Annotated in this window: 12 protein-coding genes; 4 read left to right on the forward strand and 8 right to left on the reverse strand. The window is 64.7% G+C overall.

Going from position 1 to position 12117, the window contains the following annotated elements:
* Nucleotides 1-90 precede the first annotated feature (90 nt).
* A complete protein-coding gene (locus BMZ97_RS18375) occupies nucleotides 91-864 on the reverse strand; it encodes an enoyl-CoA hydratase (RefSeq protein WP_092172724.1) in 774 nt (257 codons plus the stop codon).
* Nucleotides 865-1023: 159 nt separating this feature from the next.
* On the opposite strand from BMZ97_RS18375, the gene BMZ97_RS18380 reads away from it, so the two are divergent.
* The gene (locus BMZ97_RS18380; RefSeq protein WP_092172727.1) at nucleotides 1024-1449 is read left to right on the forward strand and encodes a GFA family protein; all 426 of its coding nucleotides are present in this window, start codon (nucleotides 1024-1026) and stop codon (nucleotides 1447-1449) included.
* Between the two features lie 102 nt (nucleotides 1450-1551).
* Here BMZ97_RS18380 and mutM read toward each other — a convergent pair whose 3' ends face one another.
* Nucleotides 1552-2442, reverse strand: a complete 891-nt coding sequence (gene mutM / locus BMZ97_RS18385) for a bifunctional DNA-formamidopyrimidine glycosylase/DNA-(apurinic or apyrimidinic site) lyase (protein WP_092172731.1) — start codon at nucleotides 2440-2442, stop codon at nucleotides 1552-1554.
* 97 nt (nucleotides 2443-2539) lie between these two features.
* On the opposite strand from mutM, the gene ubiE reads away from it, so the two are divergent.
* Nucleotides 2540-3301, forward strand: coding sequence for a bifunctional demethylmenaquinone methyltransferase/2-methoxy-6-polyprenyl-1,4-benzoquinol methylase UbiE (ubiE, locus tag BMZ97_RS18390; RefSeq protein ID WP_244546483.1), 762 nt, complete (start codon nucleotides 2540-2542; stop codon nucleotides 3299-3301).
* Between the two features lie 166 nt (nucleotides 3302-3467).
* Nucleotides 3468-5024 carry a 2-polyprenylphenol 6-hydroxylase gene (gene ubiB, locus BMZ97_RS18395; protein ID WP_092173304.1) on the forward strand — a complete coding sequence of 519 codons (1557 nt, stop codon included), beginning with the start codon at nucleotides 3468-3470 and terminating at the stop codon, nucleotides 5022-5024.
* 110 nt (nucleotides 5025-5134) lie between these two features.
* On the opposite strand, the gene BMZ97_RS18400 is transcribed toward ubiB, so the two are convergent.
* The 4 genes from BMZ97_RS18400 to BMZ97_RS18415 all read right to left on the reverse strand — a co-directional run bounded on the left by BMZ97_RS18400 (nucleotide 5135) and on the right by BMZ97_RS18415 (nucleotide 7125).
* Nucleotides 5135-5566, reverse strand: coding sequence for a VOC family protein (locus BMZ97_RS18400; RefSeq protein ID WP_092172734.1), 432 nt, complete (start codon nucleotides 5564-5566; stop codon nucleotides 5135-5137).
* 38 nt (nucleotides 5567-5604) lie between these two features.
* On the reverse strand, nucleotides 5605-6087 hold the full coding sequence (locus tag BMZ97_RS18405) for a DUF1579 domain-containing protein (protein ID WP_092172737.1): 483 nt from the start codon (nucleotides 6085-6087) through the stop codon (nucleotides 5605-5607).
* 49 nt (nucleotides 6088-6136) lie between these two features.
* On the reverse strand, nucleotides 6137-6682 hold the full coding sequence (locus tag BMZ97_RS18410; RefSeq protein WP_092172740.1) for an SRPBCC family protein: 546 nt from the start codon (nucleotides 6680-6682) through the stop codon (nucleotides 6137-6139).
* 95 nt (nucleotides 6683-6777) lie between these two features.
* Nucleotides 6778-7125: an ArsR/SmtB family transcription factor gene (locus BMZ97_RS18415; protein ID WP_092172743.1), complete on the reverse strand. Its 348-nt coding sequence runs from the start codon at nucleotides 7123-7125 to the stop codon at nucleotides 6778-6780.
* A gap of 292 nt (nucleotides 7126-7417) precedes the next feature.
* Between BMZ97_RS18415 and BMZ97_RS18420 the strand changes: the two genes are divergently transcribed.
* Complete coding sequence (locus tag BMZ97_RS18420) at nucleotides 7418-8872, forward strand: AMP nucleosidase (protein ID WP_092172746.1); 1455 nt, start codon at nucleotides 7418-7420, stop codon at nucleotides 8870-8872.
* 1148 nt (nucleotides 8873-10020) lie between these two features.
* On the opposite strand, the gene BMZ97_RS18430 is transcribed toward BMZ97_RS18420, so the two are convergent.
* Together BMZ97_RS18430 and BMZ97_RS18435 are read right to left on the reverse strand one after the other, a co-directional pair.
* Complete coding sequence (locus tag BMZ97_RS18430) at nucleotides 10021-10665, reverse strand: RraA family protein (RefSeq protein WP_092172749.1); 645 nt, start codon at nucleotides 10663-10665, stop codon at nucleotides 10021-10023.
* A 154-nt stretch (nucleotides 10666-10819) separates the two neighbouring features.
* Nucleotides 10820-12097, reverse strand: a complete 1278-nt coding sequence (locus BMZ97_RS18435; RefSeq protein WP_092172752.1) for an ABC transporter substrate-binding protein — start codon at nucleotides 12095-12097, stop codon at nucleotides 10820-10822.
* Nucleotides 12098-12117 lie beyond the last annotated feature (20 nt).

The following is a 12117-nucleotide window of genomic DNA, read 5'->3' on the forward strand; positions in this document are numbered from 1 at the left end:
CTGACCCGAGCATCTCCTGCCGGAGGAGGCAGAGCATTTCCGCGATTCGAAGAAACGTGGAAATGCTTGGGAATGACGGAAAGGTGTGTCTCACCTGTTCTGGAAATCGGGCCTCCGCTTCTCGATGAAGGCCGCCATGCCTTCCTTCTGGTCCTGCGTTGCGAAGAGCGAGGAGAAGACGCGGCGCTCGAAGCGCAGGCCTTCGCTCAGCGCCACCTCGAAGGCGCGGTTGATCGCTTCCTTCGCCATCAGCACCGAAGGAAGCGACTTGGCGGCGATGCCGTCGGCCGCCTTCATCGTCTCGGCCATGAGATCGGCCAACGGCACGATGCGGGCGACGAGGCCGGCGCGCTCGGCCTCGTTGACGTCCATCATTCGCCCGGTGAGGCAGAGATCCATGGCCTTGGCCTTGCCGATAGCCTTGGTCAGGCGCTGCGTGCCGCCGGCTCCGGGAATGACCCCGAGATTGATCTCGGGCTGGCCGAATTTGGCGTTGTCGGCGGCGATGATGAAGTCGCACATCATCGCGAGCTCGCAGCCACCGCCGAGCGCAAAGCCCGCAACCGCCGCGATGATCGGCTTGTGGCGCAGGCCGATACGGTCCCAATCGGCGAATTTGTCGTCGAGATAGGTGCCGGGGAAGGTCCGCCCCTGCATCTCCTTGATGTCGGCGCCGGCGGCAAAGGCCTTCTCCGAGCCGGTCAGGACGATGCAGCCGATGGCGGCATCCTTCTCGAAGCCGTCGAGGGCCGCGTTGACCTCGTCGATAAGCTGGCCGTTCAGCGCGTTCAGCGCCTGCGGCCGGTTCAGCGTGACGACGCCGACCTTGCCCTTCACCTCGACGAGAATGGTCTCATAAGCCATGGCGGCCTCCCGGATGCTTCGTTGGGCCACGTTTAGCGGGCGGGAGGAGCGCGGTCCATGCGAGGGAGCGCACGCCGAGATGGGCGCTCCCGTGACCAGGCCTTGCCGTCGCGGGCCGGATCACCTTCACTCGCCGTCTTGCAGGAGAAGGGCGACCCCATGGCCGAGCCCGTTACCGGACGCTGCTTCTGCGGCTCCATACGCTTCCGCTTCAATCAACCGCCGGTAGCCAAGCGCGCCTGCTGGTGCCGCGACTGCCAGTATCTCGCCGCTGGCAACGCCTCGATCAACCTGATCTTCCCGCTCGCGAGCCGCGAATTGGAGGGCGAGGTCCGTGACTATGTCAGCCTTTCCGACGGCGGCAACACGATGCGCCGCAGCTTCTGCCCGCATTGCGGCACGCCATTGTTCAGCGCTTCGTCATCGCGGCCGGAGATGGTCGTGGTCCGCGCCGGCGCGCTCGACGACCGCGAGCTCGGCAAGCCCGAGGGTTTCATCTGGACGGCGTCCGCACCGTCCTGGGGCCTGACCGACACCGACGTGCCGTCCTGTCCGAACCAGCCGCCTCCCGTTGCTGCCCGCTGATTAGAGCATTTCCGCGTTTCTCAGAATCGCGGAAATGCTCTACCTCCTTGTTTTATCGCATTTTCTTCACGCGAACCGGTATCCACTTCGCTCGAAAATGCTCTAGCGCTGCGGCTGGCAGCTTTCGCAATAGAAGGTCGAGCGGCCCGACTGCACCAGCCGCTTGACCACAGAGCCGCAGCCCGGTGTCACGCAGGGCTGCCCCTCGCGGTCATAAACGCGAAACCGGTGCTGGAAATAGCCGAGCGAGCCGTCGGCATGGGCGAAGTCGCGCAGCGTCGAGCCGCCGGAGGTGATCGCTTCTTCCAGCACCTCGCGGATGATCTGGGCCAGAGCATGCGCCGCCGGTCGCGGACGGCCCGTCGCGGTCGCGATCGAACCGGCCTCGGCTTCGGGATGGAGCCCGGCGCGGAACAGCGCCTCGCAGACATAGATGTTGCCCAGGCCCGCAACGAGGCGCTGGTCGAGCAGGGCCGCCTTCAGCGGCGCGAACTTCCCGGCGAAGAGCTTCGCCAGCGTCTCACCCGACAGCTCATTGCCCAACGGTTCGATGCCCATGCCGGCGAAATGCCTGGAAGCGGCGAGATCGGCACGCGGAACAAGGTCCATGAAGCCGAAGCGGCGGACGTCATTATAGGTGACGCGCGCGCCGGAGCCGAGATGGAAGACGACATGGTCGTGCTGAAGGTGCCGGCCGATCTCGTTGTAATAGGCGCCAGGCTCGGTCGGCGGCGTGCCGGGCGCCTCCACCACGAAGCGCCCGCTCATGCCCAGATGCATGATCAGCGCCTGGCCGTCATCGAGATCGACGATCAGATATTTGGCCCGCCGCGACAGGGCTTCGACCCTGCGGCCGGTCAGCCGTTCGATGAAGCGATCGGGCAAGGGAAAGCGCAGATCGGGCCGGTTCTGCTCGACGCGCGCGAAAACCTGCCCCAGCATGGCGGGCTCCAGCCCGCGACGAACGGTTTCGACCTCGGGAAGTTCGGGCATTCCAGTCCACTCTCAAGCCTGCGTCGAGACGGGCCGCGACAAGCCCCGCTCGTTTCGCTATTCATCGCCTCACCAGAACACAAGAGCAGCCCGCGCCGTGACAGCAGCCTCCGACACCACCCATTTCGGTTTTGAAACCGTGCCGCTCGCGCAGAAGCAGGCCAAGGTCGACGACGTCTTCCACAAGGTCGCCAGCCGCTACGATCTGATGAACGACCTGATGTCGGCAGGCCTGCACCGGCTCTGGAAGGATGCGCTGATCACGACGCTGAAGCCAGCGAAGGACCGGCCCTTTCACCATCTCGACGTGGCCGGCGGCACCGGCGATGTCGCCTTCCAGGTGCTCGACGCCGGCGGGCCGCAGACCGACGTCACCGTGCTCGACATCAATGCTGAGATGCTGAGCGTTGGCCGCGACCGGGCGCAGAAGCGCTTTCCCGATGACGACCGCATCCGTTTCGTCCAGGGCAATGCCGAGGCGCTCGGCCTGCCCGACAACCAGTTCGACGCCTATACGATCGCCTTCGGCATCCGCAACGTGCCGCGCATCGACAAGGCGCTGGCCGAGGCTTTTCGCGTGCTCAAGCGCGGCGGGCGCTTCCTCTGCCTCGAATTCAGCCATGTCGACGTGCCGCTGCTCGACAAGGTCTACGAGGCCTATTCCTTCAACGTCATACCGCCGATGGGGCGGATGGTGACGGGCGAGGCCGAGCCTTACCAATATCTCGTCGAATCGATCCGTAAATTCCCCAAGCCCCAGGCCTTCGCGGGCATGATCGAGGATGCAGGCTTCCGGCGGGCGAAGTTCACGCCGATGACCGGCGGGGTCGTGGCGCTGCATTCCGGCTGGAAGCTGTGAATCCCGGCTATTTTAACCGCGCCGTCGTCCCGGGCGGAGCGAAGCGCAGACCCGGGACCCATGCCGGAACTGTTCAGGAATGGATCCCGGGTCTCCCTCCGGTCGCCCGGGATGACAGCGCGAATTGGATCACAGGTGCGGCCAACCTCGTGATCGGTTGCCGCGCATGATCACCGCCATCGCTCATCTCGCCCGTTCCGCGCGGGTCGGCTTCGTGCTGGCCCGAGAGGGCGCGCTTGCCCTTGTCGATCCGTCGGTCCTGCCGCCTTTGGCGCGCGCCGCGATCCGGCTCGGCCGCTTGATCGAACGCAAGGGCGCCGGCTCCTCGGCGACGCGGCTCGCAGCGGCGCTGACGCGGCTTGGACCGTCCTATGTCAAGTTCGGCCAGTTCCTGGCGACGCGGCCCGATGTCGTCGGCATGAAGATCGCCGAGGATCTCTCGGCTCTGCAGGACCGGATGGCCCCGTTCCCTATGGAACAGGCGCGCGCCGCGATCGAGGCCGCCCATGGCCAGCCGGTCGAGGCGATCTTCGCCGAATTCGGGCCGCCCGTCGCCGCCGCCTCGATCGCGCAGGTGCATCGCGCCCGGTTGAAGGATGGCTCGGAGGTCGCGGTCAAGGTGCTGCGGCCCGGCATCCGCGACCGCTTCCACCGCGACCTCGCGGCGATGCGCTTCGGCGCGGAGATGGCGGAGCGACGCTCGCCCGAGGCGCGCCGCCTGCGCATGTCGGGCGTGGTCGAGACGCTGGCACGCTCGGTGACGATGGAGATGGATCTCAGGCTGGAGGCCGCCGCCCTCTCCGAATTCGCCGAGAACACCAAGGACGATGCCGATTTCCGCGTGCCGACGCCGGATTGGCAGCTCACCGCGCGCGAAATGCTGGTCGATGAATGGATCGACGGCGTCCGGCTCTCCGACATCGAGGGGTTGCGGGCCGCCGGACATGATCTCCAGGTGCTCAGCCGCACTGTCATCCAGTCCTTCCTGAAGCATGCCATCCGCGACGGCTTCTTCCATGCCGACATGCATCCGGGAAACCTGTTCGTCGATTCAGCAGGGCGACTGGTTGCCGTCGATGGCGGCATCATGGGCCGGCTCGGACTGAAGGAGCGGCGCTTCCTCGCCGAAATCCTGCTCGGCTTCATCACCCGCGACTATACCCGCGTGGCGGAGGTGCATTTCGAGGCCGGCTACGTGCCGGGCCACCACGCCGTTGCGGATTTCGCCCAGGCGATCCGTGCGGTTGGCGAGCCGATCCACGACAAGAGCGCCGACCAGATCTCGATGGCGAAGGTCCTGACCCTGCTCTTCGAGATCACCGGCCTGTTCGACATGGCGACGCGCACCGAGCTCGTGATGCTGCAGAAGACCATGGTGGTGGTCGAAGGCGTTGCGCGCACGCTCGATCCGCATCTCGACATGTGGACCACGGCCGAGCCCGTGGTGCGCGACTGGATCACCCGCAATCTCGGGCCGCTGGGCAAGATCGAGGATATCGGGCGCGGGGCGCGCTCGCTCGCCTTCAGCCTCGCCAGCCTGCCCGAGACGGTCGGCCGGGCGGAGCGCGTGCTCGGCCAGCTCGAAGACGCCTCGCGGCACGGATTCTCGCTGGATGAGCGCAGCATCGAGGCGATCGGCCGGGCCGAAGCCCAGCGCAACCGCTGGGGCAATTGGGCGCTCTGGCTGATCGCGGGCCTGATCGCCTATGCGGTGCTGGGATAAGCCCGATCCCGTCATTGCGAGCGTAGCGAAGCAATCCAGGAGCGGCAGCACTCGACGCCCCCTGGATTGCTTCGTCGCTACGCTCCTCGCAATGACGATGAGGATGCCGGTTAAGCCGCCACGCAGGCCTCCGCCGGGGCGCTGCTGATCATCCAATGCGTGCCGAAGCGGTCCTGGAGCATGCCGAAGCGCGGCGCCCAGAAGGTCTCCTCCAGTGGCATCTTGATCCTGGCTCCATCCGAGAGCGCGGCGAAGATGCGTTCGGCCTCGGCCGTCTCTTTGACCGTGACGCTGACCGAAACGCTCTGCATCGGCCCTTCGCTACGATCGGGCGGAGCATCGGACGCCATCAGCATCTGCCCTCCGTCAAGCTGAAGGCAGGCATGCATGATCTTGGGAACCCAGTCGGGGGCGACCTGGCCCTCGGCCGGCGTGCCCTTATGGCTCATCATGGCGATGATCTTGCCGCCGAGGATCTTCTCATAGGCGGTGAAGGCTTCCTCGCAATTGCCGGGGAAGAAGAGATAGGGGGCGATCTTCATGGGGTCTGTCCTTGCATCATGAGGGGATAAGGCCGGGCTCACCCGGTCCGGCGGTAATGGGCGGTCATGAATTCGGTCCAGCCGCCGTTTCCATCGGGCACGGACGAAGTCAGGATGCGGTGATCGGGGCTGACGATGGTCATGATGTCGCGATAGGCCGCGAGCGAGCCGTCACCGCTCATGCTGGGCCCCTCGCTATCCAGCAACAGGGCCGTTCCGGTTTCGTCGAGGGCTCCGTCATAGAGCCATTGATGCGTCATCATCGACCCGATGAAGCTGCCGACAAAGCGGCCCTTGGCCGGGTCGAAGCCGAGCGTCATCAGCGTCCTCCCGGTGCTGCCGTCGGGCATCTCGCCCTGGCCTTCGCCGAGCGTCCAGAGCCCGCCCAGCGATCGCACGCTTTCCTTGCCCTTGAATTTCTGGCGCGGCTGGCCGGGGCCCATGGCGCAATCCATCTCCGAGGCCCATTCGCCGACGAGCTCCGCGAGCCACTCATGTTCCTTTTGGGGTTCTGCTTTCATGGGCTGCCTCCTCTCCGGTTTTTTTGGCTTGGGTTCTTTCGATCTGCGGTCAGGCGGGGCGCTCGGCCTGCGCCTTGAGGCTGGCGAGGCCGGCCTCAAAATCGCCGCCGACCATCCGGTCCATGTTGAAGAAGACATGGATGATCTTGGCGAAGAACGGGGCCGGCCCCGTCATCGTCCAGGTCACATTGGTCGTCGTTCCCTGCAGCTGCAGCGCGAAGACGGCGGCGTTATGGGCCTCGAAAGGCTTGATGAAGTCGAGCTTGAGCCCGACCTTGCTTGACGGTTCGGCCGTGACGATCTCCATGCTGCCTTCGCCGACATTCTTGTCGCCGGCCCAGGCATAGATCGCCCCCTTGCCGGTCTCGGCCCCGCTGAAGCTGCGCTTCAGGTTGGGGTCCTTCTTCTCCCAAGGCGACCAGGCGCCCCAGGCCCTGAAATCCGCGATCAGCGGGTAGATGCGCTCGGGCGGCGCATTGATGGCGATGGCGCGCTGGACCTGGAAACTGTCGGGCTTCATTGCGGCGAGGATCAGCACCACGACGATGCCGGTGGCGAGGAGCGCCAGCAGGCTGAGAAGAACGGTCTTGAGCATGGGTTTTCCTCGTTTGACGCCGCCACGCGGCTCTTGTGCTTTGTTTCAACGCGTTTTCTTGACGCGAACCGATGTCCGCTTCGTTCGGAACCGCGTTACGGTTGACCGTCCTCGACCGGTGCTGCCTGGATCTCGCGCAGCACCTCCTCCAATCGTCCCAGGCTCTGGTCCCAAAAACGGCTGTAGTGTTCCAGCCACTCGGAGACCTCGCGCAGCGGGCCGGGATCGAGCCGGCAGGGCCGCCATTGCGCCTCGCGGCCACGCGTGATCAGCCCGGCCCGCTCCAGCACCTTGAGATGCTTGGACACGGCCGGCAGGCTCATCGCGAAGGGCTGGGCCAGCTCCGTCACCGAGGTCTCGCCCAGCGACAGCCGCGCCAGGATGGCGCGCCGCGTCGGGTCGGCAAGGGCGGACAGGGTGAGGCTGAGCGGGTCGCTCGACATTGAATTAAACCGATGAGTTAATTAACTTGATGGTTCAGTAAAGCCGCACCGCTTCGCTGTCAAGCGGGCAGCGCCAGACCCCAACTGGCCTGTATCGGACCCATCCCTGTTGTCAGCAGGGCAGCGGCGCAGTCAGAGCAGGATGCGAAAAAGTGGGCACCGGTTTTTCGCATTGATCCTGCTCTCACTTTTAGATGAGAGACGGATTCAGATGTCAGATGGGATCACTTCGTGTTTCCATCTGACATCATCCGGCTCTAAAGCTCGACCGAACGAGAGGTACGTTCGCCCCATGACATTCGAGACCGCCGCTACGCCAGACGCCGCCGTCGACCGGCTGGAGCTGCTCTATGCGGACGCGAAGGCGGCGTTGCGCGGCGACCTGCAGCGTTTCTTCGATACGGGCGAGGCGCCGACGGCCGAGGAGCGCGCGCGCTATCGCTATCCGCTGCTGCGCGTCACCTATGAGCCCTCGAAGCTGCCGGCAGCGACACGGCGCGGCTTCGCCAAATTCGCAGCACCGGGCATCTATTCGACCACGGTGACGCAGCCGGCCGAATTCCGCGCCTATCTGCTCGACCAATTGCAGCCGCTCGTCGAGGAATATGGCGCGACGATCGAGACCGGCGTGAGCCATCAGGAGATTCCCTACCCCTATGCGCTCGAAGGCGGCGATGAGCTCGGGCGCGGCAAGGTCACGGCCGCCGAGCTCGCCCGGCATTTCCCGACGCCGCTGCTCTCGCTGGTCGGCGACGAGATCGCCGACGGCACCTTCGACATCGTCGAGGGCGAGCCGCGCCCGCTCTCGTTGTTCGATGCGGTGCGGGTCGACTACTCGCTGCGGCGGCTCGTGCACTACACCGGCACCGACTGGCGCGCCGTGCAGCCCTGGGTGCTGCTGACCAACTACCACCGCTATGTCGACCAGTTCGTGCGGCTGGCGCTGGCCGAGATCGAAGCCGGCACGGCCGAGGCTCTGGTGACGCCGGGCGGTGTCCGGATCGAGCGAGACGGCATCGACGTTTCGGCAGCCGAGCGGGTGATGTCGGCGCCCTGGCATCGCTTCCAGATGCCGGCCTATCATTTGATCCGCAGCAAGGGCGACGGCGTGACGCTGGTCAATATCGGCGTCGGCCCTTCCAATGCCAAGAACATCACCGACCACCTCGCGGTGCTCCGGCCCAATTGCTGGCTGATGGTCGGCCATTGCGGCGGCCTGCGCCAGACGCAGATCATCGGCGACTATGTCCTGGCCCATGCCTATCTTCGGCAGGACGGCATCCTGGACGAGCTGGTGCCGCCCGACATCCCGATCCCGGCGCTCGCCGAGGTCCAGGTCGCCCTGCAGCAGGCTGCGGCCGAAGTGACGGGCGAGCGCGGCGACCGCTTGAAGAACCGTCTGCGCACCGGCACCGTCGTGACGCAGGACGACCGCAACTGGGAACTGCGCTGGACCAAGGAGCGCCGCCGCATCAACCTCTCGCGCGCTATCGCGGTCGACATGGAATCGGGCACGATCGCAGCGCAAGGCTATCGCCTGCGCGTGCCCTACGGCACCTTGCTCTGCGTCTCCGACAAGCCTCTGCATGGCGAGATAAAATTGCCCGGCGCGGCGAATGCCTTCTATGAGCGCGCCGTCGGCGAGCATCTCAAGATCGGGCTTGCCGCGCTGGAGAAGCTCAAGGAAGCGGGCTCGACCATTCACTCGCGCAAGCTCAGGAGCTTCGACGAGCCGCCGTTCAGGTGAGGTATGGAAACGCGGGGAACCCCTCTCCTGCATCGAACTCGGGTCTACCCGACTTCGACACCTTGAGTGCTGATCTCGGGCCTGCCCGAGTTCAGTGAAAAGAGCCGAGCCGCCCCACGCAACGGGGAAAGGCGGCAACTCGGCGCCACGCCACGAAGGGGCGCATACGAAGCGTGACCCGATATGATGAACGACAAGCGAATGTCGTCAAGGCTCGCCGCCTCGACAAATAGCCCGGCCCGCGGCAGCGAGACAGACTGCGTTCAAGCCGCTTTCGATTATCGGTACCTGTCGTTCCACCTCGGCCCCGCCGCTCCGCCACCCATCTGCATCGTCTCAGCTTGAGCGTGTCTCTAGATCAACGCAGCTCTTTGCGCCCGCCGGCAGTTAACGCGACAACACCTGTCCATCGCGGTTGGAGAAGTCATTCCGATTCAGGTCATCGATGCTCTTGCTGAACACTCACGCGCGATAAGTGCGCTGCGGTGCAGTCATCGAAAGATAGTGTGCCAGACCAACGCCATCCTTCCCCAGAGAAGGAACGATATCGTGCCTCCCCGAATAAATCCCCGCCCAAAAACCATCGTTGTCGTCTCCCTCAGACAGAAGCCAACCGTAGTTCCGGTGATCTACCGGAGGAGATCCTGGTGTCTCCTGGGAAATTCCGCTCCTTTTTTGAGTTCGCCATGCAATAACCCTTCAGTTAGCCGCTAAGCATAGCGAAGAGCCTGCGTCGCTCGTTGTCCTCAGCCGGCCGATCCTGTGTGACGCTTCACAATAGCACAAGCGCCGGTACAAGCACCCGCATTGGCTTCGGCATTCACGGCTGGCGTTCCGTCGATGGTCACGGCCAATAGCGGGGTCGGAGGCAGCCTGTCCGCTATGGACGAAGGCGCTCGGGAGATAGGCCAGAACGGCCGAGACGCGTTCGGGAAAAGTCGAGCCCAGCCGCAGCGCGATGGCCACGAAGTCGTTCAGCGGAAGCAGGGTGCCGCGCAGCCAATCGAGGCCACGCGCGAAGTATTCTAGCGGCGTGTTCGACATGTACTTCGGCAAACTCGGCGCGCCGAAATAGCCGAGGGCGAATGCCGCAACGCCACGCGAGGCTCAGAGCCTGCTTCGAAACTGAGTAGGGCTCGGCATTGCGTTTAAAAAACCCGATGCTTCAGATAAGCCTCAAGCGGATCCACTCCGGCACGGATGGCTTTGACCATCTCGCCCTCGGTTTCCATCTTCTGCTCGGCTGCTGCCACAACGGCTTCAACGGCAGCGCCCGGGACGAGAATGATGCCATCCCTGTCCGCGAGGACGTAGTCGTCCGGCTGGACCATTTCGTTGCCGACCGCGATCGGTTCCTCATAGCTTTCGACGCGCCAGGCGGAAACGATATCGATCGGCGTCGCGTAACGCGCGAATACGGGGAAGCGTTCCTTGGCGATCGCGTCGATATCGCGGCAGCCGCCATCGGCGATATAGCCGCGCGCACCTTTGATCTTGAGAGCTTCCGCAGACAGGCCGCCGAACAGCGCCCGCCGATCGTCCTGCGGTTGAACGATGACCACGCGGCCCTGCGGCACACGCGATAGCAGCGTCGCCCATTCGAGCAGCGAATTGTGCTTGTCTAGCGTGGGGTCGGGCCGGCCGCGCACCGTGAAGACCGGCCCCGCACAGCGCATCCATGGCTCCAGCCCGATGATGGTGCGCGGCAGGACCCGTAGCGGCAGGCCTAGATCCTTCATCACGTCGTGAACGACCGAGGAATGGCAGGCGTCGAGTCGATCGGCGAAATTCATAAGCAGGTCCTTTCACGCTGGATGCGCGAGGGTGAAATGATACGTTCGGTGAGTGCATCTCGACACGCTTGCAGAAGCGCCCTGTCCGGCCGCCGCCGTGCTTCAGTCTCGATGAGAGGCGCGAGCTCCCGGATACGGGAGCTCGCGCAGGTTTCTATTTCGCCTTGGCGATGGTTTCGATCTGTTCCTGGGCCCAGGCGACGGCACTTTCAGGACTCGTACGGTCGACGAGCATCTTCTGCACCGACTGGGTGACCACCTTGGCCTGGAACACGGCCGCGGAGGCGGCGGAGGCCTCGCCTGCATGACCGTCGACGAGCCCGTTCCGTGCGAGGTCGTCGAACGCGGCAAAGGCCGGCGTCTTGGCGAACAGCGGCATCGACTTCGTCAGCGCCGGATAGATCGGCACCCAGCGCCCGCCGGTGATGTCGATGAGCGGCTCGTAGTTCTTGACCTCGAAGAAATAGTCGAGCCAGGCCTTGGCGTCGCTCTTCCGCTTGCTGTCCTTGTTGATCAGCCAGGAGAAGGAGCTGAGGATCGAGGCGGAACGGCCTTTCTCGCCCGGCCCCTTCGGAATCGAGACCATTTCGCTGTCCGCGAGCAGTTTCGGATCATTCTGCTGCATCCAGGAATAGACGCTCGGCGGGTTCATGATGATCGCGCTGCGCCCCGTCTGGTAGGCGGTGTTGTTGCCCGCATCGTCCCAGGTCAGCGCCGACTTCGGAATCAGCCCCTTCGCGTACATGTCCGCGAGATATTTATAGGCCGCGACGGTCTCCGGCGAGCTCCACGTCACCGTCTTGTTGTCCTGCGAAAACATGGCGCCGCCATACGACCAGACGAGCATACGCAATTGCATTTCGGCGTCAGTGGCGTTCGACAACGTGATGCCGAGGCCGGAGACTTGCGGATTGGCCTTGACGATCGCGGCCATGGCGGTGCGGACATCGTCCCATGTCTTCGGGATGCCGAGACCGACCGCCTTGAGCAGATCGGTGCGCACGAACATCGGGAAGAGATCGACCTCGACCGGCGCGGCATGGGCCTGCCCCTTGTACATGGCCTGCGGCATCACGCGCTCGTAAATGCCGCCGGGCTGGCTGCGCATCTTCGCCACGACCTCGTCGAGCGGCTCGGTGAGGCCGAGCGAGGCATAGTAGAGCGCCTGCTGCCCGGCCTGCATGAACACGTCGGGCGCCGCCTTGCCCTCGAAGGCCGCAGCCAGGCGCTCGTTGATTACGTTGGCCGGGACGACCACGTATTCGACGCTCAGTCCTCGCGCAGCGCCGAAATCCTTGGCCATCTTGGCCAGGTGCTGATCAGCCTTCGGATTGAAGGCCTGCAGGCCCCAGATCGTCAGGTCCGCAGCCAGGACAGGCCCTGCCAGCAGCACCCCCGCCAGTGACAGAACCGTGGTGAAAAACCGTCTCATGGCATCCTCCCTTTGTTTGT

The sequence above is a fragment of the Allobosea sp. OK403 genome, from assembly GCF_900113835.1.
Classification (GTDB): domain Bacteria; phylum Pseudomonadota; class Alphaproteobacteria; order Rhizobiales; family Beijerinckiaceae; genus Allobosea.

Bases quoted from the DNA above. Each gene is read 5' to 3' on its own strand.
- BMZ97_RS18375 (WP_092172724.1), bottom strand. From the start codon at position 864: ATGGCTTATGAGACCATTCTCGTCGAGGTGAAGGGCAAGGTCGGCGTC.
- BMZ97_RS18380 (WP_092172727.1), top strand. From the start codon at position 1,024: ATGGCCGAGCCCGTTACCGGACGCTGCTTCTGCGGCTCCATACGCTTC.
- mutM (WP_092172731.1), bottom strand. From the start codon at position 2,442: ATGCCCGAACTTCCCGAGGTCGAAACCGTTCGTCGCGGGCTGGAGCCC.
- ubiB (WP_092173304.1), top strand. From the start codon at position 3,468: ATGATCACCGCCATCGCTCATCTCGCCCGTTCCGCGCGGGTCGGCTTC.
- BMZ97_RS18400 (WP_092172734.1), bottom strand. From the start codon at position 5,566: ATGAAGATCGCCCCCTATCTCTTCTTCCCCGGCAATTGCGAGGAAGCC.
- BMZ97_RS18405 (WP_092172737.1), bottom strand. From the start codon at position 6,087: ATGAAAGCAGAACCCCAAAAGGAACATGAGTGGCTCGCGGAGCTCGTC.
- BMZ97_RS18410 (WP_092172740.1), bottom strand. From the start codon at position 6,682: ATGCTCAAGACCGTTCTTCTCAGCCTGCTGGCGCTCCTCGCCACCGGC.
- BMZ97_RS18415 (WP_092172743.1), bottom strand. From the start codon at position 7,125: ATGTCGAGCGACCCGCTCAGCCTCACCCTGTCCGCCCTTGCCGACCCG.
- BMZ97_RS18420 (WP_092172746.1), top strand. From the start codon at position 7,418: ATGACATTCGAGACCGCCGCTACGCCAGACGCCGCCGTCGACCGGCTG.
- BMZ97_RS18430 (WP_092172749.1), bottom strand. From the start codon at position 10,665: ATGAATTTCGCCGATCGACTCGACGCCTGCCATTCCTCGGTCGTTCAC.
- BMZ97_RS18435 (WP_092172752.1), bottom strand. From the start codon at position 12,097: ATGAGACGGTTTTTCACCACGGTTCTGTCACTGGCGGGGGTGCTGCTG.